This is a genomic window from Polaromonas sp. LjRoot131 (assembly GCF_964252805.1).
GTDB lineage: Bacteria > Pseudomonadota > Gammaproteobacteria > Burkholderiales > Burkholderiaceae_C > Polaromonas.
In genome coordinates this window covers 129,575-155,276 of the sequence record NZ_CAXUPF020000003.1, presented here as the reverse complement: position 1 = coordinate 155,276, position 25,702 = coordinate 129,575, and the positions used below count along the sequence as shown (strand labels likewise).

Below are 25,702 nucleotides of genomic sequence, written 5' to 3'. Positions count from 1 at the left end.
AATGAGCAATCTCTGGGACCTCAGCCATATCCAGCCCGAGCATGCCATCGTCATGCCGGGCGACACCATTCCCGCCGTGTTCTGGAACGCGGTGGAACGGCGCGGCGGCAAGACCTGGATGCGCCAGAAGAAGCTGGGCATCTGGCGCAGCTGGAGCTGGACCCAGACCGGCGATGCGGTGCGCGAGATCGCGGCCGGCCTGCTGAGCCTGGGCTTTGCGCGCGGCGAGTGCGCCTCCATCCTCTCCAACACCATCATCGACTGGGTGCTGGCCGACATCGCCGTGCTGAGCTGCGGCGGCGTCTGCAGCGGCATCTACCCGACCGACGCCGCCTCGCAGGTGCATTACCTCTGCGAAGACTCGCGCACCACGTTGCTCTTCGTCGAGGACGACGAACAGCTCGACAAGGCGCTGGAAGTGCGGCCGCAACTGCCGCTGCTGCGCCAGGTGATCGTGTTCGACATGGAAGGCCTGCGCGAACTGGACGACCCGGGCGTGATGAGCCTGGACGCGCTGCGCGCGCTGGGCCGCGGCTACCTGGCCGGACATCCCGATGCAGTCAAGGAGCGCGCCGCCGCGTGCCGGCCCGAGGACCTGGCCATCCTGGTCTACACCTCGGGCACCACCGGCAAACCCAAGGGCGCCATGCACAGCCAGCACGGGCTGGTGTTCACCGCACGCGGCTACAACACGCTGGTGGCGCAGGATGAAAACGACGAACGCATGTGTTTTTTGCCGCTGTGCCACATCGCCGAACGCATGGGCGGCGAGTATTTTTCGCTGTACGCCGGGGCCAAACTCAACTTCGTGGAAAACCCCGAGACCATTCCCGAGAACGTGCGCGAGATCGCGCCCACGGTGTTCACCGCCGTGCCGCGCGTGTGGGAAAAGTTCTATTCCGGCGTGATGATCGCACTCAAGGAAGCCAGCTGGCTGCAGCAGGCCGCCTATGCCTGGAGCATAAGCGTGGGCATGCGCATCGCCGACACCGTGCTGGCGGGCCGGCCCGTCGGCGCCGCGCTCAAGCTCCAGTTCACGCTGGCGCGCTGGCTGGCGCTCAACAACACGCGCAAGCTGATCGGCATACACCGCGCGCGCTTTTGCGTCACGGGCGCGGCGCCGATTTCGCCGGATCTCGTCAAGTGGTACATGGCACTGGGCGTGCCCATGCTCGAAGTCTGGGGCATGACGGAAACCTGCGGCGCCGCCAGCGGCGTGCCGGCCAGCCGTATGAAACCCGGCTCCATAGGCCCGGCCGCCGGCTACAACGAGATGCGCCTGGACCCGGCCACCGGCGAAATCCTGGTGCGCGGCCCCAACGTCTTCATGGGCTACCTGAACCAGCCCGAAAAGACGGCCGAAACCATCGACACGGAGGGCTGGCTGCACACCGGCGACGTGGGCGTGGTGGACGAGGAAGGCTATTTCAGGATCACCGACCGGATGAAGGACATCATCATCACGGCCGGCGGCAAGAACGTCACACCCAGCGAGCTCGAGAACGAGCTCAAGTTTTCGCCCTACGTCACCGACGCGGTGGTCATAGGCGACAAGCGTCCCTACCTCACCTGCATCATCATGATCGACCAGGAAAACGTCGAGAAATTCGCCCAGGATGCGGACATACCCTTCAGTAATTACGCCAGCTTGACGCGGGCGGCCGAAGTGCAAGAATTGATCCAGTCGGAAATCGACCGGGTCAACAAGAAGTTTGCGCGGGTCGAGCAGATCAAGAAATTTTTCCTGCTCGACACGCAGCTCACGGCGGAAGACGAAGAACTCACGCCGACCATGAAGCTCAAGCGCAAGCTCGTAGAACAAAAATACGCCCCGCACATCGAGGCCATGTACTGATCACCTGGACTGAGTGGATAAAAACCTTAAGGAGACAAACCATGAAACTGACATCAAGCACCGCCCTTTCCGCGCTGGCCTGCGCCGCCGCCCTGTCGGCCGCGCCTGCGTGGGCGCAAAGCCAGGGCGTCGGCAAGACCGAAATCACGCTGGGCTCCATCCAGGACCTGTCGGGGCCGCTGGCGGGCTTCGGCAAGCAGATACGCAACGGCATGACCTTGCGCGTCGACGAGCTCAACGAGCAGGGTGGCATCAACGGCCGCAAGATCAAGCTCATCGTCGAGGACTCGGGCTACGACCCCAAGAAAGCGGTGCTGGCGGCGCAAAAGCTGGTCAACCAGGACAAGATCTTCGCCATGGTGGGCCACCTGGGCACGGCGCAGAACCTGGCCGCCATGCCGGTGCAGTTCGAGAAAAACGTCATCAACTTCTTCCCGGTGACGGCCGCCCGCGAGATGTACGAGCCCTTCCACAAGCTCAAGTATTCCTTTGCCGCCACTTACTACGACCAGATGAAGGCCGCCGTGCCCAAGCTGGTCAAGGAAAAGAACGCCAAGAAGGTCTGCTCCATGTACCAGGACGACGAGTTCGGCCTGGAAGTACAGCGTGGCGCGGACGACGGCCTCAAGACCATCGGCATGACCATGGTCGAAAAAACTTCCTTCAAGCGCGGCGCCACCGACTTCTCGTCACAGGTCGCCAAGCTCAAGGCCTCCGAATGCGACCTGGTGGTGCTGGGCACCATCATCCGTGAAACCATAGGCGGCATAGGCACGGCGCGCAAGCTGGGCTACAACCCGGTCTTCCTGGGCTCCAGCGCGGCCTACACCGACCTGATCCACAAGCTGGGCGGGAAAGCCATGGACGGCCTCTACGCGACCATGACGGTACAAAACCCCTACCTGGACGAGGCTTCGCAGCCGATCCGCTTCTGGGCCAACAAGTACAAGACCGCCTTTAACGAAGACCCGACGGTGTTCTCCGTCTACGGCTACACGGTGATAGACAGCTTCATACGCGCCTCGCAGAAAGCCGGCGCCAGCCTGTCGACCGACAGCTTCATCAAGGCCATGGACACCATGGTGATCCCGGCCGACATTTTCGGCAGCTCCGAAGCCAAGTTCGGCCCGCAAAAACGCCTGGGCAACAACCAGTCGCGCCTGTCGCAGTTGCAGGATGCGCGCTGGAAAGTGGTGTCGGACTACATCACGCACTGAGCGTTGCCCAGCGACGTTTGAAAACCGCCTCCGGGCGGTTTTTTTATGGCGACGCTCAATAAGTCCCCGCGATGCGGCGCGCCCTGCATGGGGATGGGATGCAAGGCGCAAACCGCAGTCCATAGCCGTAGCTATGGCGAGGATTTGCAACGCCGCAGACCGCCCCAGGCAGGGATGCGCAGCGCGCGCGGGACTTGTTCAGCGTGGCCCTGGCCTTGCCGCTGGAGGGCGCGCCCGGCACAATGCCGCATGCCCGCCTCACCCGACACCCTGGACACGCTGCACTGTAAAACCACGAAGAGCTGGGCCACCTGGCTGAAAAAGCACCATGCCAGCAGCCCCGGCATCTGGCTGCAGATCGCCAAGAAGGATTCGGGCATCGCCTCCACCACCCATGCCGAGGCGCTGGAAGAGGCCCTCTGCCAAGGCTGGATAGACGGCCAGCGCAACGCACTGGATGCGCAGTTCTTCCTGCAGAAGTTCACGCCGCGCCGCGCGCGCAGCACCTGGTCCAAGATCAACTGCGACAAGGCCATGGCGCTGATCGCATCAGGCCGTATGCAGCCCGCGGGCCTGGCCGAGGTCGAGCGCGCCAAAGCCGACGGCCGCTGGGACGCGGCCTACGACGGGCAAAGCAAGATCACCGTGCCCGACGACCTGGCGGCCCTGCTGGCCAAGAAGCCCAAGGCCAGGGCGTTCTTTGAGTCGCTCGACTCGCGCAACCGCTTCGCCATCCTGTTCAGGCTGCAGACCGCCAAGAAAGCCGAAACACGCGAACGCCGGCTCGTGCTTTTTTTCGGCATGCTGCAGCGCGAGGAAAAAATCCATCCCTGAGGGCAGGCGGGGCTTCTGCTGACGCGGTGGAGCGGAGAAGGTACATTGGCAAGCCCCGTCCACAAACTGAACAAGTGAAAAGGAGCCCGCATGGCGTCCAGCTGGTGGCAGCAAATCGGCGAAACCATCGCCTCGGAGTTCTCGGATTTACCCGACGCCGAGCAAGCCACCCGCGTCATGCTGCGCCTGGTGCTGGCGGCCTTGCTGGGCGGCCTGCTCGGCATAGAGCGTGAACAAAAGGGCAAGGCCGCCGGTGTGCGCACCCACATGCTGGTGGCCATGGGCGCCGCGATGTTTGTGCTGGTGTCGGCGCAAACCGGCATGCTGAGCGCCGACCTGAGCCGTGTGATTCAAGGCATCGTCGCCGGTGTTGGCTTCCTGGGCGCGGGCGCCATCCTCAAAGGCCACATCAAGGGCCACAGCGACGACGAAGAACAGGTCAAAGGCCTGACGACCGCCGCCGGCATCTGGCTGACCGCGGCCATAGGCGTGGCGGCCGGCATGGGTCGCGAAGCGACGGCGGTCCTGAGCACCTTGCTGGCGCTGGGAATTCTGGCGGTGGTGCCGAGGCTGGTGCGGCTGGTGGAAAAACCCGAGCCGCTGCTCAAGCCGGATGAAGGCACCCACACGGACAAGCCATAAGCCGGGCCTGCTCAGTCTTTAGTGCGCTGAGAAACGAATTCACCCTCGTAGCCCTTGGCCAGCGAGAGCTTCTCGGCCTCGCTCAGCACCTTGCCCGCGAGCTGGAAAATGCCCTGCTCCTCGTCCTCGAGGTGATGGTGGATCTTGTGGTGCAGCTCCTTCGCGGTGGCCAGCCAGCCCGGCGAGCTGAAGTCGGTGTTCGCCAGCGTTTCCACCAGCTTGTCCATCTGGTGGTGTTCCGCGATGCCGTGCCGCGAAGGCTCCTGCGTCATGTCGTGCGCGATCAGCGGGACATAAAAAAATCGCTCTTCAGCCGCCGCGTGCGCCGCCAGCTCGCGCCTGAGTTCCTTGAACAGGGAATCCCGGTCCGGGCTGTCGCCTTGTGTCTTGATCAGGTGGTCGGCCAGGGCTCGCTGGGTGTCGTGGCTGGTTCTCAGTGCTTCAAAGATATTCATCCGGAAAGTATGCGGACAGCGCCGGCCGCCACGTGTAGGCCAAGACCGGATTCCACGGAGGGCCTCCAGCGCTATCAAGTTGATAGCCGCCAACCCGCACTCCGCCTTCACTCCGGCCTCGCAAGGGCTTTCGGAACATTTCACCGGCAGCGACCCGCGGCAAAAGCGCTAAATTAGGGGCCTATGAACAAAATCCTGCTCCTGGGCGGCACCGGCTTTGTCGGGCGCCATGTCTGTGAAAAACTGGCGCAGCGCCAGTGCCGCGTCACCGTCGTCACGCGGCGGCAAAGTAACGCACGCCACCTGCAGATGCTGCCGCTGGTCGATGTGGTCGAAGCCGACGCCCACGACAGCAGTTCGCTGGCGCCGCTGCTGGCAGGCCACGACGCCGTCGTCAACCTGGTCGCCATCCTGAACGGCTCGCAGGCCGCCTTCGACAAGGCGCATGTGCAGCTGCCGCTGGAGCTGGCCCGCGCCTGCGAAGCCAGCGGCCTGCGACGCATCGTCCACATCAGCGCGCTGGGCGCTTCGCCCGGCTCGCCGTCCATGTACCAGCGCAGCAAGGCGCGCGGCGAGGCCGTGATGCTCAGCACCGGGCTGGACGTGACCGTGCTGCGGCCCAGCGTCATCTTCGGCGCCGAAGACAAATTCCTCAACACCTTCGCGCGGCTGCAACGGATGTTCCCGGTGATTCCGCTGGCTGCCGCCAATGCGCGTTTGCAGCCCGTGTGGGTGGAGGACGTGGCGCAGGCCATCGTGCACTGCCTGCAGGATGCCGACACCGTGGGGCAGATTTACGAAGCCTGCGGGCCCGGGGTGTTCACTCTGCGCCAGCTTGTGGAACTGGCGGGCCGCTACGCCGGCGTGAACGGCGGCAAGGGCCGGCCGGTGATCGCGCTGCCCGCCGCGCTGGGCCGCCTGCAGGCACGGCTCATGGAACTGGCGCCCGGCGAACCGATGCTCAGCCGCGACAACCTCGACGCCATGGCCAGCGACAACGTGGCCACCGGCAAGCTGCCCGGCCTGCAGGCGCTGGGCATACAGCCGGCATCGCTGGAAGCCGTAGGGCCTTCCTACCTGGGCGAACAGGGCCTGCGCAGCGGGCTGACGGCCAAGCGCAAGACGGCGGGAAGGTTTTAAGGGCGCATACCCCGAAGGCTAGCGCTTGATGACCAGGCCCTGGCCCGTGGGGAGCGGCATCACGCGGTATTGCCGCTCGTCGAACCAGGCGTCCTCGGCGAGTTTCTGCCCGCGGTAGGCACCGGACCATTCATAGTCGTCGAGGATCAGGATGCCGCCCGGGACCATGCGATCGAACAAATGCTCCAGTGCCGCGATCTCGGCAGGCGCCTGGTTCAGGTCGATGTGCAGGTAGGCAATGCGCTCCGGGCAACCGCTCGCAAACACGTCGGGGATTTTTCCCCTCATGACCTGGACCTGGGGATAGGGCATGAATTTTTCGCAGACACGCGCATACAGGCCTTCGCCGTGTTCCGGCATGGCATGGTTGAGCATGTTGCCGTCATGCTCGAAGAGGTCGTAGCACCAGAAGGTCTTCGGGAACGCGGGGCCTCCGAGGTAGTCGATGACTGTTTTGACGCCCACCCCGGTGTAGGCGCCGCATTCAACGAAATCCCCGTCCAGTTGCACGCAATGGTAGGCCGCACAAGCCAGCACATAGCGCCGCCATACGATGGCTTTGTCGGAATCGCTCTCGACATTGTCTTTCCACGCCTCCAGGAAGGGGCCGTCATCGAACATGGACAGGTTGCGCACCCAGGTCAGCAGGTTGTCGGCGAAGTAATAGCCGCCCTCCAGCTTCTGGGTCACAGCCTTCATGCTTTCGGTCACCGCACGGTCGTCAGTCGTACCCCAGAAAATGGGGAAAAAGAAGCTGGGCACTTTGCCTTTTTCAGGTGCTGAGTACTTCGGAAGAAAGGGAAGCGGGCCGGAAACGGCCTGTTTTGGGGAGGAGCCCCCGCGGCGCCGCCGGAACAAGCCACCCAGCAGCGCGCGCAGTACATCACCCAGAATCATGGTTCAACCTCATTTTTTACCGGCGCAGCAGGCTGCTGGCGGTGTTGACGGTGCGCTTACTGTAGCGTGATTTCGCCAGACAAAAGCCTTTTCCCCGGCATCAGCTGCCGCACCCAGTGCCATCCCAGCAGGGGCCGCGGGACCGGCTTCGCCAGATCGCAGGCGCCGCCCCCTCGAGGGGGGAACAGGCTACACGCAGTGAGCCTGGACGGGGGTGGGAGGATAAGGCATCAATTTTTCGGTTTTTTTGCATCAATGGCGCGCCGGCGGGGCGGTAGCATCGCAAGTCGTTTCATTTTGACCTTCACCATCATCACCAGCGGACGGGGACCCCATGCTCAAGCTCTACATCGGCAATAAAAACTACTCCTCCTGGTCCATGCGCCCCTGGGTGCTGCTCAAGCAGGCCGGCATTCCCTTTGAAGAAATCAAGCTGCGCTTCGACTCCTTCGACGCCAACTCGAGCTTCAAGGAAAAAATCGGCGGCGTGAACCCGACCGGCCGGGTGCCGGCGCTGGACGACGGCGGTTTTGTGGTGTGGGACACGCTGGCCATCGCCGAATACCTGGCCGAACGCTTCCCCGAGAAAAAGCTCTGGCCGCAGGACGTGAAGGCGCGCGCCCGGGCGCGCAGCGTCTGCGCTGAGATGCACAGCGGCTTCGGCGCGCTGCGTTCGGCCTGCCCCATGAACATCGAGGCCGACCTGTCGGACATGGGCCAGCTGATCTGGCGCGACAAATCGGCCGTGCGCGCCGACGTGCAGCGCATCGTCGAGATGTGGACCGAGCTGCTGGAGCAACACAAGGGGCCGATGCTGTTCGGCGAGTTCAGCATCGCTGACGCATTTTTTGCACCCGTCTGCATGCGCCTGAGCCGTTATGCCCTGCCCGTGCCGCCGGCCATCGGTGCCTACATGCAGCGTGTGGTCGCCCTGCCCGGCGTCAAGGCCTGGATAGACGATGCGCTCGCCGAAAACGATTTCCGCGAGTTCGAAGAGCCCTACCGCGTCAAGCGCTGAACAGGAGGCCGCATGGTCACGATTTATCTGCGCTACGTGCTCAACACCGCAAAACTCAAGGAGTTCGAGCACTACGGCAAGCTGTGGATCCCGCTGGTCGAAAAATTCGGCGGCCGGCACCACGGCTACTTCATGCCCAGTGAAGGCGCCAACAACATCGCACTGGCCCTGTTCACCTTCGACAGCCTGGCGGCCTACGAGAGCTACCGCCAGCGTTCGTTTTCGGACCAGGATTGCCTGGCGGCGTTCAAGTACGCCGAAACCACGGGCTGCATCATCAGCTACGAGCGCAGCTTCTTCCGGCCGGTTTTCTCCTAAGTTGCTGGCCCGGTGTACCCAGCCACTAGCCGCTAAACTGCCTGGATGCAGATTTACATGGTCGGTGGCGCGGTGCGCGATGCCTTGCTGGGCTTGCCGGTGCAGGACCACGACTGGGTGGTCGTGGGAGCCACGCCCGAAGAACTGGCCGCCCAGGGCTACCTGCCCGTGGGCAAGGACTTCCCCGTCTTCCTGCACCCCGAGACCCGCGAAGAGTACGCGCTGGCCCGCACCGAGCGCAAGACCGCGCGCGGCTACCGCGGTTTTGCGGTGCATGCCGAACCCGACGTGACGCTGGAGCAGGACCTGGCGCGGCGCGACCTGACCATCAATGCCATCGCGGCGCCCGCCCGCGGCGACGGCGCACCCGGCACATTCGAGCCCGACTTCTCAGCGCTGATAGACCCCTTCGGCGGGCAAAAAGACATCCAGGCCAAAGTCCTTCGCCACGTGACCGATGCTTTCCGAGAAGACCCGGTGCGCATCCTGCGACTGGCCCGTTTTGCTGCCCGCTTTCCCGATTTTTCAGTCGCGCCCGAGACCCTGGCGCTGATGCAAGGCATGGTGGCCGCCGGCGAAGCCGACGCGCTGGTGCCCGAACGCGTGTGGCAGGAGCTTGCGCGGGGGCTCATGGAGGACAAACCCTCGCGCATGTTCGAGGTGCTGCGGGCCAGCGGCGCGCTGGACAAACTGCTGCCCGAGGTGGCGCGCCTCTGGGGCGTGCCCCAACCCGCCAGCCACCACCCCGAGGTCGACACCGGCATCCACCTGATGATGGTGCTGGACATGTCGGCGCAGCTCAAGGCGCCCCTGGCCGCGCGTTTTGCCTGCCTGTGCCACGACCTCGGCAAGGGCACCACGCCGGCCGACGTCCTGCCGCGCCACATCGGCCATGAAGAGCGCAGCGCCCGGCTGCTCAAAGACGTGTGCGAACGCCTGCGGGTGCCGGTGGACTGCCGCGAAACCGCCGACGTGGTGGCGCGCGAACACGGCAACGTCCACCGCAGCGAAGCCCTGAACGCCGCCTCCACCGTGCGCCTGCTGGAGCGCTGCGATGCGTTTCGCAAGCCCCGGCGCTTTGCCGACATCCTGCTGGCCTGCGAATGCGACGCCCGCGGCCGCCTGGGCCTGCAGGACTCACCCTACCCGCAACGCACGCACCTGCTCAAGGCCCTGGCCGCGGCCCAGGCGGTGGAAACACAGCCGCTGGCGCTGGCGGCGCAGGCGCAGGGTCGCGACGGCAAGCAGGTGGGCGATGCCATCCGCAAGGCACGCATCAAAGCGGTGCAGGACAGCCTCCCCGGCACCGCGGCAGGGTCGCCGCCGCCCGCCCCTATGTGAGAAAAAGCGAAACCGGCCTACAGCGGCACGGATGGGCTCCTGCTAAGGTAAATGGCGATGCATTTATCACCTTCCCCATCGCCGTCCTCGGCTTCATCGCGCTTGCCGCTTCCTGGGTCCTTGCCGGCCATAGGCCCGCAAACCGCCCTCTTCCTCGACTTTGACGGAACCCTGGCCGACCTGGCGCCCGAGCCCGACGCGGTTCGTCTGGTGTCGGGCGTCATCCCGGCCCTGCTCAGGCTTTCGGGCCAGCTTGGCGGCGCGCTGGCGATTGTCTCGGGCCGCCGACTGGCCGACCTGGACGGTTTTCTTTCGCCCTTGCAACTTCCGCTGGCCACCGAGCACGGCGCGCAGCGCCGTGATGTCCATGGCCGCATCGCCAGCCTGGCCGAGCCGGACCTGAGCGAACTTGCGCGCCGCGCCACCGAGTTCGCGGCCCACCACGACGGGCTGCGCGTCGAGATCAAGCTGGCGGCCGTTGCGCTGCATTACCGCCACGCCCCTGAACTGGAATCGCTGTGCCTGCAGCTGATGCAGGAGGCCGCGGACCAAACGCCAGGTGTCGAACTGCTGCACGGCAAATTCGTTTTTGAAGTCAAGCCCGCCAACGTCAGCAAGGGTTTGGCGATCAGGGCTTTTATGGGCGAAGCACCGTTTTCCGGCCGCCTGCCGCTGTTCGCCGGCGATGACACCACCGACGAAGCCGGCTTCGCCGCCGTCCAGGCCATGGGCGGCGAAGGTATCAAGGTTGGCGAAGGCGCCACCGTCGCGCGCCACCGCTGCGCATCACCCGACGCGCTGCGCGAATGGCTGCACGCGGCCTTCGACGGCAGGTCCCGGGAGACCGACGATGCACCAACTGCCACGCCAGAAAGCCGTCCATGAGCGTCGCCGCCGATTCCCTGCACTTTGAGCCGCCCGCCAAGCCATCCCTGGCCATGGGCGTGATCGGCAACTGCGGGTTCAGTGCGCTGATCGACGCGCGCGGCCGCATCGTCTGGTGCTGCCTGCCGCGCTTTGACAGCGACCCGGTGTTCAACGCCCTGCTCGAGCCGCAGCCCGCGCCGGACGACGCGACCCACCCCGGTGTACAAGACTCGCAATCGAGTGCCTTCGCCATCGAGATCGAGGACTTCGCCGAAGCCAGGCAGTGGTACGAACCCAATACCGCCGTGCTGCGCACCCAGCTGTTCGACAAGCAGGGCCAGGGCATAGAGATCACAGACTTCGCGCCTCGCTTTTTCAGCCGCTCGCGCTTTTTCAGGCCCATGACGCTGGTGCGCCGCGTCAAGCCCATCCACGGCGCGCCGCGCATACGCGTGGTGCTGGACATCCGCTTCGACTGGGGCCGGCGCAAACCCCTGATCACCCAGGGCAGCAACCACCTGCGCTACGTGGGCGACGAACTCACGCTGCGCCTGAACACCGATGCGTCGATTTCGCACCTTCTGTCAAAGCAGCCCTTCGTGCTGACGCGCGAGCACAATTTTTTGCTCGGCGCCGACGAATCACTGCCCGACGGCGTCGCCGACACGGCCCGCCTGTTTGAGCAGGAAACCATTTCCTACTGGAAGAAGTGGAGCCAGCGCCTGCACATTCCACTGGAGTGGCAGGAGGCCGTGATACGCGCAGCCATCACGCTCAAGCTCTCGCTGTTCGAGGACACCGGCGCCATCGTCGCGGCCATGACCACCAGCATTCCCGAAGCGCCCGGCAGCCAGCGCAACTGGGACTATCGCTACTGCTGGCTGCGCGATGCTTTTTTTGTGGTGCGCGCGCTCAACAGCCTGTCGGAAGTCGGCACCATGGAGGACTACCTGCGCTGGCTCAGCAACGTGGTGGTGCAGTCCAAGGGCGGACACATCCAGCCGCTCTACGGCATAGGCCTGGAGCGCGAGTTGCCCGAATCCATCATGGTGCACCTGGGCGGCTACCGCGGCATGGGCCCGGTGCGCGTCGGCAACCAGGCCCAGGAGCACTTCCAGCACGACGTCTACGGCAACGTGATCCTGGGCGCGGCCCAATCCTTTCACGACCACCGGCTGCTGCACCGCGCGGGCATTGCCGAATTCAAGCGGCTTGAAGACGTCGGCGAGCAGGCCGTGCACAACTACGACAAACCCGACGCCGGCATGTGGGAGTTGCGCACACGCGCGCGCATCCACACCTCCTCGGCCCTGATGTGCTGGGCCGCCTGCGACCGGCTGGCCAAGATCGCACTGGTGCTCAAGCTGCCGGAACGCGCCGATTACTGGCGCAAGCACGCGGCGGTGATGCAGGAACGCATCCTGCGCGAATCCTGGAGCGAGGAACGCCAGTCCTTTGCCGAAAGCTTCGGCGGGCGCGACCTCGACGCCAGCGTGCTGCTGATGATTGAAGTGGGTTTTATCGACCCCAAAGACCCGCGCTTCATCGCGACGGTAGATGCACTGGAAACCCATTTGTGCGACGGCCCTTATATGCGCCGCTACGAGGCACCTGACGATTTCGGCAAGCCCGAAACCGCCTTCAACATCTGCACCTTCTGGCGCATAGACGCGCTGGCCCGCATAGGCCGCAAGGAGCAGGCCCGCGAGATCTTCAACACCATGCTGGCCGCACGCAACCACGTGGGCCTGCTGTCGGAAGACACGCATCCCGTGACCGGTGAAATGTGGGGGAATTTTCCGCAGACTTATTCGATGGTCGGCATCATCAATGCGGCCGTGAGGTTGTCCACGCCCTGGGAATCCCAGGTATGAGTCGGCTTGTGGTCGTCTCGAACCGCGTGGCCGACCCGCGCAAGGCCGCTGCCGGCGGTCTCGCCGTAGCGCTCGGCGATTCGCTGAACGCCACGGGCGGCCTGTGGTTCGGCTGGAGCGGCAATGTCATCGAAGGCGGCGCGGCCGGCGAAGGCGAGCTGCACGTGCAGCAGGCCGGCAACGTCAAGCTGGCGACGGTGGACCTGTCGGCCGAAGACCATGCAGGCTACTACCTGGGCTACAGCAACGGCGTGTTGTGGCCGGTATTCCATTACCGGCTGGACCTGGCGCGTTTCGACACCGGTTTCATCGAGGCCTACCGCCGCGTGAACCGGCTGTTTGCGCACAAGCTGATGTCCCTGCTCCAGCCCGACGACATCATCTGGATCCACGACTACCACCTGATTCCCATGGCCGCCGAGCTGCGCGCCATGGGCTGCAACAACCGCATCGGTTTTTTCCTGCACATTCCGCTGCCGCCGCAGCAGATACTGGCCGCCATTCCGCAGCACGAGTGGCTGATGCGCGCCTTGTTCGCCTACGACCTGGTGGGCTTCCAGAGCGAAAACGACTTGCTGCATTTCTCGCGCTACGTGCAGGCCGAGGCCGGCGCGGTGGCGCTGGGCGGCAACCGCTTCAGGGCCTTTCACCGCACCGTGCGCGCGGGCGCCTTTCCCATAGGCATAGACGTGGACGAGTTCGCGGCGCTCACGCACGCGCAGGACGCCCGCGACATGTACGAGCGCATGAAAGAAGAGTATTCGCGCCGCAAGCTGCTGCTGGGCGTGGAGCGGCTCGACTATTCCAAGGGCCTGCCGCAACGTCTGAAGACGTTTGAAACCCTGCTGAAGAAATACCCCGAAAACATCCGCAGCGCCACGCTGATCCAGATCGCCTCGCCCAGCCGTGAAGACATGGGCACTTACACCGACCTGCTGCAGGAACTCGAAAGCCTGTGCGGTGCCACCAACGGCAACTTCGGCGAACTTGACTGGATGCCGATACGCTACATCCACCGCAACGTGGCGCGCAAGCGCCTGCCGGGCCTGTACCGCGTGGCACGCGTGGCGCTGGTCACGCCGCTACGCGACGGCATGAACCTGGTGGCCAAGGAATTCATCGCCGCGCAGGACCCGGCCGACCCCGGAGTGCTGGTGCTGTCGCGCTTTGCGGGCGCGGCCGAGCAGTTGGAAGACGCGCTGCTGGTCAACCCCTACGACATCGACGGCACCGCCGACACCATACAGCGTGCGCTGCAGATGCCGCTGGAGGAGCGGCAGGCTCGGCATCAGAAATTACTTAAAAACATTCGTGAGCATGATGTGCATTGGTGGAGGAGGGAGTTTCTTAATGCCCTCGGGTATGAGGGGCCTGCTTAGTTGAGGCCTGTTCTTGCTCAGGCCTTTGCGCTCTCCTCTGAGGGTTGCTGGCCGGGGTTGCCCGGCGGCAAGTAACTTTCTTTTGCTTCGCCAAAAGAAAGTCACCAAAGAAAAGGCGACCCGCAGTCTGGGTCCCTACGCTTCGCTTCGGGCAACCTGCGGTGCTCGAGCCAAGCGGGGTCCGGCTAAACTCGCTTCGCTCAAACAACGCCGGCCCTGATCCGCTTGTCTCTGCGCTCCTCGGCCCAGCCAGGACGGGGCAATCGGGATCGGGGACAGAAGACAGAAATACCAAGAACCAAAAAGACAAATACAAACAAGGACTCGCCAAGGCGAGTCCTTGTGGTTTTCAGTATTTGGATTTGGTATTTCTCCCCCACCCTTGTGGATGCGCCGAGGAGCGCAGGTTCAGGCGGATCAGGGATCGCGTTGTTTGAGCCGAAGGCGAGTTTAGCGAGACCCCGCCTGGACCGAGCACCGCAGGTTGCCCGTAGCGAAGCGGAGGGACGCAGCAACCAGGGTCGCCTTTTCTTTTGCTTACTTTTCTTTTGGCGAAGCAAAAGAAAAGTGAGTAGCCGCCGGGCTACCCCCGGCCAACAGCCCACAGCAAAGAGCACAGAGGGAGCGCGGACAGCCGGAGCAAGACCCGGCTAAGAAACGATATAAGCCCCAGCCCCGGTAGAAAACAACTTCCCATCAGCCCCCAGAAACTCCATCCGCGTACTCGCCACCCGCGAACCAAGCCTCATCACCTCAGCCCGAAGCTCAAAATAATCCCCAATCCCAGGCCGAAGATAGTCGATGCGCAAATCTATAGTCCCCAGCTTGGCAAAACGCTGCAGCCGCTGCAGCGGCGTCTCATCCATATGGCGGGCACCTATCGCCGCCATCACCGCAAGCCCGCCCATGGCGTCCAAGCCTGCGCTGATCACACCCCCGTGGATGCGGTTGTGCGCGTAGTGGCCTATCAACTCGTTGCGCATGTCGATGCGGGCCGTCACCCTTTCAGCCGTCACCGAGGTGATCTTCAGCCCCAGCAGCTTGTTGAAGACAATCTTTTCCTCGAACAAGTTCTTGAGTGCGGCGACGAAGTCCGGCTCGAATTCGATCGCACCGGTGGGTATAGGCTGGGCTTTGGTCATAGTCCTAATTGTCGTGCAGCGAGGTCTTTCATGATTTCTTCGGCGCCGCCGCCTATCATCATGACCTTGACCTCGCGGTAAATGCGCTCGCTCTTGGTGCCGCGCATATAGCCCATGCCGCCCAGGATCTGCACTGCCTGGTCGGCACAGAACTGCATGGTTTGGGTGGCGTGGTTCTTCAGCAAACAGACCTGGGCCACCCAGCCGGCGCTGCCTGAGGCTTCTTCGCCGGCGTCCGCGCGTGCGGCGAGCGCGTCCGCCCAGGCGCGCGTGGAGGCGATGCGCATTTGCATGTCGACCAGCTTGTGGCGCACCACCTGGCGCTCGACCAGCGCCGCGCCGAAAGTCTGGCGCTGGCGCGCCCAGTCCAGCGCTTCGTCGTAGCAGGCTTCGGCAAAACCCAGCGCCGCCACGGCCAGCGCCATACGCTCGCCGTTGAAGTTGCCCATGACCATACGAAAGCCCGCGCCTTCCGCGCCGATCAGGTGACGGGCAGGCACGCGCACCTTGTCAAAGCGCAGATGCGCCGTGTCCGAACACCACCAGCCCATCTTCTGCAAAGGACTGCGCGACAGGCCCACTGCATCGCCCGGCACCACCAGCAGGGAAATTCCGACCGGCCCCTTGGCCTCACCGGTGCGTACGGCCACGGTCAGGAAGTCGGCGCGCATGCCCGAGGTGATGAACACCTTCTCGCCATCGATCACATAGTCGCCGCCGTCGCGCCGCGCGGTAGTGCGAAGCGCGGCCACGTCCGAACCGCCACCGGGTTCGGTGACGGCGAGTGCCGCGATCTTTTCGCCGCGCAGCACAGGGACGACGACCTCTTGCTGCAGCTCCGGGCAGCCGTGGCGCAGCACCGGCGGCAGCGCGATGTTGTGGGAAAACAGTCCGGCCATCACGCCACCGCTACCGCCGTAGCGGCACAAGGCCAGGGTGACCGCATTGCGCAGCCGCCAGGAGGCCGACGTGCCGCCCAGCACCTCGGGATAGCCCAGGCCCAGCAAACCCAGCTCGGCCGCCCGCGTGTAAAGCGCGCGCGGAAACTCGCCGGCTTCGTCCCATGCCGTGGCATGGGGCGCAATCTCGCGTTCGGCAAAGCGTTGAACGGTTTCGGCCATCGCGGCGATGGCCTCCTGGTCCTCGCCATGGGCCGGGTGCGGCGCGTTCATGCCTCAAACCTCAGCAGTACTTGGCCGGGCGCGGCCTGTTGGCCGGGTTCCACCAGCACGGCCGCTAGCACCGCATCGTGCTGGGCGTTGACCGCATGTTCGAGTTTCATGGACTCGATCACCAGCAGAGTGTCGCCGCGCCGCACAGCCTGGCCGGGGACTGCATGCACGGCGATGACCTTGCCGTTAAACGCTGCGCGCAACTCGCGCGATGCCGCCGCGGCGCCCAAAGCCGCGGCTTCAAAACTCGCATCTTCGAGGAACAGGTCGACGCCGTCCGCCTGCACATGCCAGCGCAAGGAGGCCTGCCCCACGGCGTCCTGAAGACGCACGGCCGCCACGCGCCGCTGCGTGCCACCGATCCGCACCATGGCCGCATCATCAGACCCAGCCGCCATCGCCGCCAACGAGACCTGCCCGCCAATCTCCACCTCCAGGCGCCCCCGGCCCGCTTCGCGCACGCGAAGGTCCAGCACCTGGCCGCGGTGCCGAAACCTGAGCGGTTTGGGAAACGGGCACGGCAAATCGGTGCCAGCCCCAGGGAAAAGCGCCGCGAGTCCCAGCGGCACAAGTGCCTCTTCCTGCGCTTTCTGCAGTCCTGTTCTCAAAGCAGCGCCGTGTTCCGCCAGGAAAGGAATCAGCGCATCGCCGGCCCGAAATACCGGATGCGTCAGGCAAGCGGCCAGAAAGGCGCGGTTGGTCGGCAGGCCCAGCACCTCGGTACACTCCAGCGCCGCGATAAGGCTGTCCACCGCCTCCGCGCGCGTGGCCGCATGCACCACGAGCTTGCCCAGCATGGAGTCATAGTGCGGCGGCACCACCAGGCCATCGAAAAGCGCGTGCTCAAAGCGAACGCCACCCGGCTCGCGAAAGCGCTGGACCGTGCCGGCGTGCGGCCTGAAGTCCTCGTCCTCCGCGCACAGGCGCACTTCGATGGCATGGCCGGTGAACACCACGTCATCCTGTGCCAGCGGCAAGGCCTCGCCCTGGGCGATGCGCAGCTGCCACTCGACCAGGTCCAGTCCGGTGACCGCCTCAGTCACGGGATGTTCAACCTGCAGCCGGGTATTCATCTCCATGAGGAAAAAATCAGCCCCCTCAACCAGGAATTCCACCGTGCCCGCACCCACATAGCCCGCCGCCTGCGCAAGCGCCACCGCGGCGGCGCACATGCGCGCGCGCAAGGCCGCATCGACAGCGGGACTCGGCGTTTCTTCAATAAGCTTCTGGTGGCGCCGCTGTACCGAACAGTCGCGCTCGCCCAGATGGATGCAGCGGCCGTGCGAGTCGGCAAACACCTGCACCTCGACATGGCGCGGGTTCAACAAGGCTTTTTCGATCAGCAGTTCTTCGCTGCCGAAAGCCGACGCGGCCTCCGAGCGTGCGCTGTGCAGGGCCGCCACCAAAGCTTCAGCCGACAACACCAGCCGCATGCCGCGCCCACCACCACCCGCCACGGCCTTGACCATCAGCGGGTAGCCGATACGGCTCGCCTCGGCCTCAAAACGCTGGTCTGACTGGTCATCACCCTGGTAGCCCGGCAGGCAGGGCACGCCTTGCGCCTGCGCCAGCTGTTTGGCGGCGGCCTTGCTGCCCAGTTGCCGGATTGCGGCCGGTGGCGGCCCCACCCAGGTCAGCCCCGCCGCGAGCACCGCCTCGGCAAAGGCCGCGTTCTCGCTGAGGAAGCCGTAGCCGGGATGCACCGCGTCGGCGCCGCTGGCACGCGCCGCGGCAATCAGCTTGTCAATCCGCAAATAGGAATCGGCCGAAGCGTCGCCTCCCAGGGCACAAGCCATACCGGCCTCGCGCACGTGCAAGGCACCGGCATCGGCGTCCGAATAAACAGCCACCGTCCGCATGCCCATCGCATGGGCAGTGCGCACAATGCGGCGGGCGATCTCGCCGCGGTTGGCAACCAGCAGGTTTGTGATTTTTCTTGTCATGCGTCCCGCCCGGTGCTCAGGCGGGTTTCTTGGCGGATTTGGCCACGCCCATGATTTTGGCGATGATGCCCATCATGACTTCGTCGGCACCGCCGCCTATGGAGGCCAGCCGGCCGTCGCGGAACATGCGCGCCACCTTGTTCTCCCAGGTGTAGCCCATGCCGCCCCAGAACTGCAGACAGGTGTCGGGCACCAGGCGGTTGAGGCGCCCGGCCTTGAGCTTGGCCATGGAGGCGAGTTCGGTCACGTCCTGGCCCTGCACGTAAAGCTCGCAGGCGCGGTACGTCAAGGCGCGCAGGCTTTCAACCTCGGTCTTCATCTCGGCCAGCTTGAACTGCACCCATTGCTGGTCGGCCAGCGCGGCTCCGAAAAGCTTGCGTTCATGCGCCCATTCGACCGTCCATTCAATGCAGTTGCTCAGCGACTGGATGCAACTGGCGGCGCACCAGAGGCGCTCCTCCTGGAACTGCATCATCTGGTAGACAAAACCCGAGCCTTCGCTGCCTATCAGGTAGCGCTGCGGCACGCGCACCTCGTCGAAATAGATCAGGCCGGTATCGGACGAATTCATGCCGATCTTTTTGATCTTTTTCGCCGCTTCAATGCCTTTGCGCAGCTTGCCGCCTTCGCGCATGGGCACCATGACCAGGCTTTTGTTCTTGTGCGCCGGCCCTTCGCCGGTATTGACCAGCATGCACATCCAGTCGGCCTGCAGGCTGTTGGTAATCCACATCTTCTGGCCGCTGATCACATAGTCGCCGCCGTCCTTGCGCGCATGGCTTTTGATGGACGCCACGTCGCTGCCCGCGCCGGGCTCGCTCACGCCTATGCAGCCCACGGTGTCGCCGGCAATCGCGGGCGCCAGGAACTCGCGCTTGAGCTCGTCGCTGCCGAAGCGCGCCAGCGCCGGTGTGCACATATCGGTCTGCACGCCGATGGCCATGGGCACGCCGCCGCAGTCGATGTAGCCCAGCGCCTCGGCCATGGCCACGCCGTAGGAATAGTCGAGGCCGGCGCCGCCGTATTCCTCGGGTTTGGTCAGACCCAGCAGACCCAGGTTTCCGAGTTTTTTGAAAACCTCGTGCGCCGGGAATATCTCGGCCGCCTCCCATTCATCGACGTGCGGGTTGATCTCCGCGTCGATGAAGCGCTTGAGGGTTTTCTGGATTTCCCGGTGTTCGTGGGTGTACTGCATTTTTGTCTCCGATCTTTTTTGATGGCGCCGCCTACATGCGCGCCACGCCGAACTGCAGCGGCCTCAGCGGCCGCGTCTCGGCCTGCGCGCAGATGTCCAGGCACTGCACCAGCACGGCGCGCGTGTCGCGCGGGTCTATCACGCCGTCGTCCAGCACCAGGCCCGAGGTGTAGAACACGTCGGCCTGGGCTTCGAACATCGCGACGATCTTGTCGTACTGGGCCTGCGACTGGGCCGGGTCGGGTGCCATGCCCTTGCGCGCCAGCGCCGCCTCGCTGACGATTTGCATGGTGCGCGCGGCCTGATCGCCACCCATGACCGCCGTTTTCGCGCTGGGCCAGCTGAACAGAAAACGCGGCGCATAAGCGCGGCCGCACATGCCGTAGTTGCCGGCGCCGAAGGACGCTCCGCATTGAATGGTGATCTGCGGCACCGTGGCGTTGGTGACGGCCTGGATCATTTTTGAGCCGTGCTTGATCATGCCGGCCTGCTCGCTTTCCTTGCCCACCATATAGCCGGTGGTGTTCTGCAGGTAGATGATGGGATGGCCCAGCTGGCACATCAGCTGGATGAAATGCGTGGCCTTGTTGGCGCCGGCCACGTCAATGGGGCCGTTGTTGCTGAGGATGCCGACCGCATGGCCGCCCAGGGACGCCTGCACGCAGACGGTGGCCGCGCCGTAAAGCGCCTTGAAGGGCAGAAAGTCCGAGCCATCCACCAGCCGCGCGATCAGCTCCTGCATGTCCAGCGGCTGGCGCAGGTCGTCCGGCACCAGGCCCAAAAGATCTTCCACCGGGTACAGCGGTTCACGCGCCGCGCTTGGGCAGGCCACCTGCGCCCATGCGGTGCGCCCCACCACCTCGCGCGCCAGGCCCAGCGCCTCTCGGTCGTCCCCGGCCAGTTGTTCGCCCAGGCCGGACACGGCGGTATGCATAAGCGCACCGCCCAGCTCCTCTTCGGTCGCCACTTCACCGGTGGCGGCCATCAACAAGGGCGGACCGGCCAGGAAAGCGCGCGAGCGATCGCGCACCATGATGACGACGTCGCTGAGGCCCGGCATGTAAGCACCGCCCGCCGTGCCCGAACCATGCTGCACGGTGATGACAGGAATGCCGGCCGCCGACAGGCGCGCCAGGTTGCGGAACAAAGCACCGCCATTCACAAAACCCTCGACCCGGTAGCGCATGAGGTTGGCGCCCGCGCTTTCCACCAAGTGGATAAAGGGCAGTTTGCCCTGCAACGCGATCTCCTGCACGCGGAGGATTTTTTCCAGGCCCATGGCTTGCACGGCGCCGGCTTCTATGCCCGAATCGCTGGCCACCACCATGCAGCGCACGCCGCTGACAAAACCGATGCCGGCCACCACGCCGCCGCCGGGCACCGACTGGGCGGCCTCCTTGCTGTCCTGCAGGTAGCCGGCCAGCGAGCAGAGCGGCAGCCAGGGCGCGCCGGCGTCCAGCAGCAGCGCCACACGTTCGCGCGGCAACAGCTGGCCGCGCTTGTCAAAGGCGGGCCGCGATTTGGCCGAAGCGGCGGCGCTGCGCTCTTCAAGCCCCCGCAGCGCCGTGATGCGCGCCAGCATGGCTTCACGCCGCTGCAAGGCCTGAGGCGACTGCGCATTCCACGCGGACTGGAACAGCGTCATGACTGCAAGACCTTCGGTGCTTGGGAGAGGTGGAAGCCGTCGAAGGGCTTGATGGCCTCACGCTGCAGCGCTTGGTCATCAGGCCGCTGCATGGGCCAGCCCATGCGCACCTGGGGCCTGGCGCCGTCCACGCGCAGCGTGCTGCCGCTGATGAAGTTGGCGGCCTTGCTGAGCAGGAACACCACGGCGGCCGAGGTCTCGCTTTCGGTGCCGAAGCGGCCCAGCGGCACGGTGTTACGCATCTCGCGCAGCATGGGGCCGGCTTCGGGTGGGTAGTGGTCCATGCCGCTGGAGGCGATATAGCCGGGCGCCACCGCGTTCACGCGCACGCCGCTTTTGGCCCATTCAGCCGCCGCGGTTTCGGTGAAGCTCACCATACCGGCGCGCGCCGCACCGCTGTGGCCCATGCTGGGCATGGAGCCCCACATGTCGGCCACGATGTTGACGATGCTGCCGCCTTTGTCCTGCATGGCCTGTAAATAACATTCGCGCGCCATCAGGAAGCCGCCGGTCAGGTTGGTGTTGATGACGGCCTCCCAGCCCTTGGCGCTGATGGCCTCCAGCGGCGTGATGTACTGGCCGCCGGCGTTGTTGACCAGGCCGTCGATGCGGCCCTGGGCCACCACGATGGCGGCGATGGTGGTCTTGACGGCTTCTTCCTGGCGTATGTCGCAAGGGTGGAAGCTGACGCGGCCGCCCTGCGCCACGATCTCGCCGGCCACGTCGTGAAGCTTGGCGACCTGCCGGCCTATCAGCACCACGTGCGCGCCCAGCGCGGCGAGTTCATGGGCGATGCAGCGGCCTATGCCGGAGCCGCCACCTGTCACGACGACGACCTGGCCGGCAAACAAGCCGGGCTGGAAAACCGATTGGTAGCTCATGGCAAAGCCTTTGGTGAAGAAGTCTTTCCCCGCGCCGGGGCGTGGATGAACAGCGCCATGGCCGCGTCGGTGAGGTCGTCCAGCGTGGCGGATTTTTTCGCGTCGAACCACTGCACCGACCAGTTGAGCGCGCCGAACATCAAGAGCCGCGCCAGCTTCACCGGCCCCCTGAGCTGCCCTGCCGCGGCCAGGGCCTGCAGCACGGGCTCCCAGACGGTTTCGTAGTCGCTTTGCAGCTCGGCCAGCAACGTGCGCTGCCGGGTGGTGAGGGAGCGCGACTCGTACAGCATGACCGGGATGAAATCGCTGCCGGGGCCCAGCAGCACACCGAAGTGGTTGCGTATCAGCAGCCGCAGCAAAGCCGGTGCGTCATCGGTGGCCAGGCCGGCCGCCTGCAAGGATGCGGCCTGGCGCTGCAGGGCCGAGCGCATGCCCTCTTCCATCACCGCGTAAAGCAGCGCGCCCTTGCTTTTGAAGTGATAGAAAGGCGAGCCGCTGTGCATGCCGACCGCCGCCGCGATGTCGCGCGTACTGGTGGCGCTGAAGCCCTTTTTCCGGAACAGCCGGGCGGCGGCATTGATGAGCTCGATGCGGCGGTTGCCGTCGTCGCGCTCGTCCAGGGTTTTGCGCGGGCGGCCGCGCGGGCGTTTTTCAGCGTCACCGGCCGCGGTTGTCGAAGCTGATGGAGCGCGTTTGGCTAGGCGCGGGCGCGCGGCGGGTTTTTCCATAAGGACGGACCATAGCAAAACCCGGTATTTTTAGCAAGCAAGCGCTTTGTAAAAATACCGCAGCGCGGCCCGGCTCACTTGCGCGCGCGGCCCGCCTTGCCGCCGGCCGACCCGGCGCCGCCTTCCCTGGCGGGCGCGCCCACCTGCGGGTGCGCGCCGTGGATGTGCGCCGCATGGCCGCGTTCCACAACAGGGGGGCGGTTCTGGCTTTGCCGCAAGGCGGCTCTTTCCAGGCCGCTGAGGATGCCGCAGTCGTCAGCGCCCTGGTCGCTGGCGCACTGCTCGCGCAGCAGCTTGAGGTCTTTTTCCAGCGCCTTGAGTTCGCGTATGCGCGTGGCGACGTGCTTGATGTGTTCGTCCAGCAAGGTATTGACGTCGGCGCAGCTGCCGGCGGGTGCGTCCTTGAAGTTCAGCAGGGTGCGGATCTCGGCCAGCGTCATGTCCAGTGAGCGGCAGTGGCGTATAAAGGCCAGGCGCTGCACATGGCTTTGGTCGTAAATGCGGTAATTGGCGTCGGTGCGCGCGGCTTCGGGCAGCAAGCCCTCACGCTCGTAGTAACGGATGGTTTCCGTCTGGGTTTGCGCGGTTTTGGCCAGTTCTCCGATTTTCATGGCGACCTCCTTGAACATCGTCCCAACATCGCCCTAGGGCCACTCGCCAATGGCGCTTGACTCTAAGGCCGCTACAGGGTTTCCAATTAAGCCATGAAACCTGAAAACATCCCAGTTTCCGGCCCCAAAGGCCCTACCGGCGACTGCTGCGGCAGCGCCCATGCCGCGCACGCAAACCTGCCCGCGGCGGCCGTCCCGGCCGGCGCCGCGGGGCAGCTGTTCCGCATCGCCACCATGGACTGCAGCGCCGAGGAATCAGACATACGCCGCGCGCTGGAGCCCATCAACGGCATCCGCTCGCTCGGCTTCCAGCTGGGTGCGCGCACGCTACGGATAGACGCCAGCGAAGAGGCCTATGCGCCTGCGCTGGAGGCGATACGCCGGGCCGGGTTTGACCCGCAACCGGCTGCGTCCGGCGCCGCGCAAGCCGGCGGCCGCGGCCACGAGGGACATGACCATGACCACAGCCACGACAGCGGCTTTGGCAGCGGTACCACACGCCTCGTCGCCGCACTGGTGCTGGCGGTGGGTGCCGAGGCCGTGTCGTTTTTTGCACCCGACCTGATGCCCTGGAAAATCGCCGGTATGGCGGTGGCGGCCGCGGCTATCGCCCTGGCCGGGCTGGACACCTATAAAAAGGGCCTGGCCGCCCTGCTGCGCGGCAAGCTCAACATCAATGCGCTGATGTCGGTGGCCGTCACCGGCGCTTTCCTGATCGGCCAGTGGCCCGAAGCGGCCATGGTGATGGCGCTCTACGCGATTGCCGAGCTGATAGAGGCCCGCGCTGTGGACCGTGCCCGCAACGCGATCAAGGGCCTGCTGGACATGGCACCCGAACAGGCGCTGATGCAGGGCGAGGGCGGCGCCTGGGCCGTCACCCCAGTGGCCGCCGTGCCGCTGCAGGCACTGGTGCGCATACGCCCCGGCGAACGCGTGCCGCTGGACGGCCTCGTCACCCGGGGCAGCAGCGCCGTCAACCAGGCGCCCATCACCGGCGAAAGCATTCCTGTCGACAAGGAGGCCGGCGACGCCGTTTTTGCCGGCACCATCAATGAAACCGGCGAGATCGAAATCCGCGTCACGGCGGCCGCCGGCAACACCACCTTGGCGCGCATCATCCACGCGGTGGAGCAGGCCCAGGGCAGCCGCGCGCCCACCCAGCGTTTTGTCGACCGCTTCGCCGCCGTCTACACACCGGCCGTATTCGCCATCGCCGTCGCGGTGGCGGTGCTGATGCCGCTGCTCGCCGGAATCACCTGGCAGGATTCGCTGTACAAGGCGCTGGTGCTGCTGGTGATCGCCTGCCCCTGCGCGCTGGTGATTTCCACGCCGGTTACCGTGGTCAGCGGCCTGTCGGCCGCCGCGCGGCGCGGCATCCTGATCAAGGGTGGCACCTACCTTGAACAGGCACGCCTGCTCAAGGCCGTTGCGCTCGACAAGACCGGCACCATCACCGAAGGCAAACCCCAGCTCGTGGACTGGCGTGCCTGGGGCGATGCCGGGGAAGCTTCCCTCACGCAACTGGCTGCCGGCATGGCCGCGCGCTCCGACCATCCGGTCTCTAAGGCGATTGCCGCGGGCCTGAAGGCCGAGGGCGCCGAGGTGCGGGACTTCAAGGCCCTGCCGGGGCGCGGCACGGAGGGCGTCATCGCGGGCCGGCGCCTGGTGCTGGGCAACCACCGCCTGATCCATGAACTCGGCTTGTGCAGCACGGAGCTCGAGGCCGAGCTGGCGCGTCATGAGCAGCAGGGCCGCACCGTGACCCTGCTGGCCGACGAGCACCGTGTGCTGGCCCTGTTCGCGGTGGCCGACACCATCAAGGATTCCTCACGCCAGGCCATCACCGAGCTCAAGGCGCTGGGTGTCACGCCCGTGATGCTGACCGGCGACAACGCCGCCACGGCGCGCGCCATCGCCGCGCAGGCGGGCATTGAAGACGCACGCGGCGACCTGCTGCCCGAAGCCAAGCTCGATGCGATCCGCGAAATGCAGCGGCGCTACGGCACCACCGGCATGACGGGCGACGGCATCAACGACGCGCCCGCGCTGGCCCAGGCCGACATCGGCTTTGCCATGGGCGCGGCGGGTTCCGACACCGCCATGGAAGCGGCCGACGTGGTGATCATGAACGACAACTTGCAACGCGTGGCCGAGACCGTGCGCCTGTCACAGCGCACGCACGCCATCCTGTGGCAGAACATCAGCCTGGCCCTGGGCATCAAGAGCGTCTTCCTGGTCCTCGCCGTGTTCGGCACGGCCACGATGTGGATGGCGGTGTTCGCCGACATGGGCGCCAGCCTGCTGGTAGTAGCCAACGGCCTGCGGCTGTTGCGCCGGCGACCCTGAAGAACTCCTACATCAGAGATATAAAAACGGGCTCAGGGCGAGCCAAGCCTGTGCGCACAGCCGACGTCGGCACTGGCCGCCGTCGGCTGTGCGCATGGACCCATACAAAGGCTCATTGCCCATCTTTCTCATTCAGCGTTGATGACGGCCGCAGCCCGATAAATCGCACAAACATCTTCCGTATGCGGACATTCGTACCGCG

Annotated in this window: 22 protein-coding genes; 12 read left to right on the top strand and 10 right to left on the bottom strand. The window is 65.2% G+C overall.

The window, feature by feature from the left end; all coding sequences use genetic code 11:
* Window position 1: 1 nt before the first annotated feature.
* The 4 genes from ACSQ27_RS15390 (at window position 2) to ACSQ27_RS15375 (ending at window position 4,548) form a co-directional block, all read left to right on the top strand.
* Window positions 2–1,855, top strand: coding sequence for an AMP-dependent synthetase/ligase (locus tag ACSQ27_RS15390; protein WP_436156378.1), 1,854 nt, complete (start codon window positions 2–4; stop codon window positions 1,853–1,855).
* A gap of 41 nt (window positions 1,856–1,896) precedes the next feature.
* Window positions 1,897–3,072, top strand: a complete 1,176-nt coding sequence (locus ACSQ27_RS15385) for an ABC transporter substrate-binding protein (RefSeq protein WP_436156377.1) — start codon at window positions 1,897–1,899, stop codon at window positions 3,070–3,072.
* Between the two features lie 249 nt (window positions 3,073–3,321).
* Window positions 3,322–3,906, top strand: a complete 585-nt coding sequence (locus ACSQ27_RS15380) for a YdeI/OmpD-associated family protein (RefSeq protein WP_436156376.1) — start codon at window positions 3,322–3,324, stop codon at window positions 3,904–3,906.
* A 90-nt stretch (window positions 3,907–3,996) separates the two neighbouring features.
* Window positions 3,997–4,548 (top strand): MgtC/SapB family protein, encoded by a 552-nt coding sequence (locus tag ACSQ27_RS15375; protein WP_436156375.1) that lies wholly within the window; start codon window positions 3,997–3,999, stop codon window positions 4,546–4,548.
* A gap of 11 nt (window positions 4,549–4,559) precedes the next feature.
* Here the strand turns inward: ACSQ27_RS15375 and ACSQ27_RS15370 are convergent, their stop codons facing one another.
* Window positions 4,560–5,003, bottom strand: coding sequence for a hemerythrin domain-containing protein (locus tag ACSQ27_RS15370; RefSeq protein WP_436156374.1), 444 nt, complete (start codon window positions 5,001–5,003; stop codon window positions 4,560–4,562).
* A 183-nt stretch (window positions 5,004–5,186) separates the two neighbouring features.
* Between ACSQ27_RS15370 and ACSQ27_RS15365 the strand changes: the two genes are divergently transcribed.
* Entirely contained in the window at window positions 5,187–6,143 is a 957-nt protein-coding gene (locus ACSQ27_RS15365; protein ID WP_436156373.1) for a complex I NDUFA9 subunit family protein, read from the top strand.
* Window positions 6,144–6,161: 18 nt separating this feature from the next.
* Here ACSQ27_RS15365 and ACSQ27_RS15360 read toward each other — a convergent pair whose 3' ends face one another.
* Window positions 6,162–6,905 (bottom strand): class I SAM-dependent methyltransferase, encoded by a 744-nt coding sequence (locus ACSQ27_RS15360; RefSeq protein ID WP_436156372.1) that lies wholly within the window; start codon window positions 6,903–6,905, stop codon window positions 6,162–6,164.
* Window positions 6,906–7,374: 469 nt separating this feature from the next.
* Between ACSQ27_RS15360 and ACSQ27_RS15355 the strand changes: the two genes are divergently transcribed.
* The 6 genes from ACSQ27_RS15355 to otsA are packed head-to-tail and all read left to right on the top strand — an operon-like array spanning window position 7,375 to window position 13,837.
* Complete coding sequence (locus ACSQ27_RS15355; protein WP_436156371.1) at window positions 7,375–8,058, top strand: glutathione S-transferase family protein; 684 nt, start codon at window positions 7,375–7,377, stop codon at window positions 8,056–8,058.
* A 12-nt stretch (window positions 8,059–8,070) separates the two neighbouring features.
* Window positions 8,071–8,376 carry an NIPSNAP family protein gene (locus tag ACSQ27_RS15350; protein ID WP_436156370.1) on the top strand — a complete coding sequence of 102 codons (306 nt, stop codon included), beginning with the start codon at window positions 8,071–8,073 and terminating at the stop codon, window positions 8,374–8,376.
* Between the two features lie 45 nt (window positions 8,377–8,421).
* Window positions 8,422–9,717 (top strand): multifunctional CCA addition/repair protein, encoded by a 1,296-nt coding sequence (locus ACSQ27_RS15345; protein WP_436156369.1) that lies wholly within the window; start codon window positions 8,422–8,424, stop codon window positions 9,715–9,717.
* 57 nt (window positions 9,718–9,774) lie between these two features.
* Complete coding sequence (gene otsB, locus ACSQ27_RS15340) at window positions 9,775–10,602, top strand: trehalose-phosphatase (RefSeq protein ID WP_436156368.1); 828 nt, start codon at window positions 9,775–9,777, stop codon at window positions 10,600–10,602.
* The gene (locus ACSQ27_RS15335) at window positions 10,599–12,458 is read left to right on the top strand and encodes a glycoside hydrolase family 15 protein (protein WP_436156367.1); all 1,860 of its coding nucleotides are present in this window, start codon (window positions 10,599–10,601) and stop codon (window positions 12,456–12,458) included. Before otsB ends, ACSQ27_RS15335 begins: the two co-directional genes overlap by 4 nt.
* Window positions 12,455–13,837, top strand: coding sequence for an alpha,alpha-trehalose-phosphate synthase (UDP-forming) (otsA, locus tag ACSQ27_RS15330; RefSeq protein ID WP_436156366.1), 1,383 nt, complete (start codon window positions 12,455–12,457; stop codon window positions 13,835–13,837). The genes ACSQ27_RS15335 and otsA overlap by 4 nt, the downstream gene beginning before the upstream one ends.
* 650 nt (window positions 13,838–14,487) lie before the next feature.
* Here otsA and ACSQ27_RS15325 read toward each other — a convergent pair.
* The 8 genes from ACSQ27_RS15325 to cadR all read right to left on the bottom strand — a co-directional run bounded on the left by ACSQ27_RS15325 (window position 14,488) and on the right by cadR (window position 23,154).
* Complete coding sequence (locus ACSQ27_RS15325; protein WP_436156365.1) at window positions 14,488–14,979, bottom strand: thioesterase family protein; 492 nt, start codon at window positions 14,977–14,979, stop codon at window positions 14,488–14,490.
* Entirely contained in the window at window positions 14,976–16,151 is a 1,176-nt protein-coding gene (locus ACSQ27_RS15320; protein WP_436156364.1) for an acyl-CoA dehydrogenase family protein, read from the bottom strand. Before ACSQ27_RS15320 ends, ACSQ27_RS15325 begins: the two co-directional genes overlap by 4 nt.
* Window positions 16,148–18,082 (bottom strand): acetyl/propionyl/methylcrotonyl-CoA carboxylase subunit alpha, encoded by a 1,935-nt coding sequence (locus ACSQ27_RS15315; RefSeq protein ID WP_436156755.1) that lies wholly within the window; start codon window positions 18,080–18,082, stop codon window positions 16,148–16,150. Before ACSQ27_RS15315 ends, ACSQ27_RS15320 begins: the two co-directional genes overlap by 4 nt.
* 28 nt (window positions 18,083–18,110) lie before the next feature.
* On the bottom strand, window positions 18,111–19,289 hold the full coding sequence (locus ACSQ27_RS15310; RefSeq protein WP_436156363.1) for an acyl-CoA dehydrogenase family protein: 1,179 nt from the start codon (window positions 19,287–19,289) through the stop codon (window positions 18,111–18,113).
* Window positions 19,290–19,320: 31 nt separating this feature from the next.
* Window positions 19,321–20,934 (bottom strand): acyl-CoA carboxylase subunit beta, encoded by a 1,614-nt coding sequence (locus ACSQ27_RS15305; protein WP_436156362.1) that lies wholly within the window; start codon window positions 20,932–20,934, stop codon window positions 19,321–19,323.
* A complete protein-coding gene (locus tag ACSQ27_RS15300) occupies window positions 20,931–21,815 on the bottom strand; it encodes an SDR family oxidoreductase (RefSeq protein WP_436156361.1) in 885 nt (294 codons plus the stop codon). The genes ACSQ27_RS15305 and ACSQ27_RS15300 overlap by 4 nt, the downstream gene beginning before the upstream one ends.
* Window positions 21,812–22,543 (bottom strand): TetR/AcrR family transcriptional regulator, encoded by a 732-nt coding sequence (locus ACSQ27_RS15295; RefSeq protein ID WP_436156360.1) that lies wholly within the window; start codon window positions 22,541–22,543, stop codon window positions 21,812–21,814. Before ACSQ27_RS15295 ends, ACSQ27_RS15300 begins: the two co-directional genes overlap by 4 nt.
* Before the next feature lie 74 nt (window positions 22,544–22,617).
* The gene (gene cadR, locus ACSQ27_RS15290) at window positions 22,618–23,154 is read right to left on the bottom strand and encodes a Cd(II)/Pb(II)-responsive transcriptional regulator (RefSeq protein WP_436156359.1); all 537 of its coding nucleotides are present in this window, start codon (window positions 23,152–23,154) and stop codon (window positions 22,618–22,620) included.
* 93 nt (window positions 23,155–23,247) lie between these two features.
* Here cadR and ACSQ27_RS15285 point away from each other — a divergent pair, with 93 nt between their 5' ends.
* Window positions 23,248–25,500, top strand: coding sequence for a heavy metal translocating P-type ATPase (locus ACSQ27_RS15285; protein ID WP_436156358.1), 2,253 nt, complete (start codon window positions 23,248–23,250; stop codon window positions 25,498–25,500).
* The last annotated feature ends 202 nt before the right edge of the window (window positions 25,501–25,702 follow it).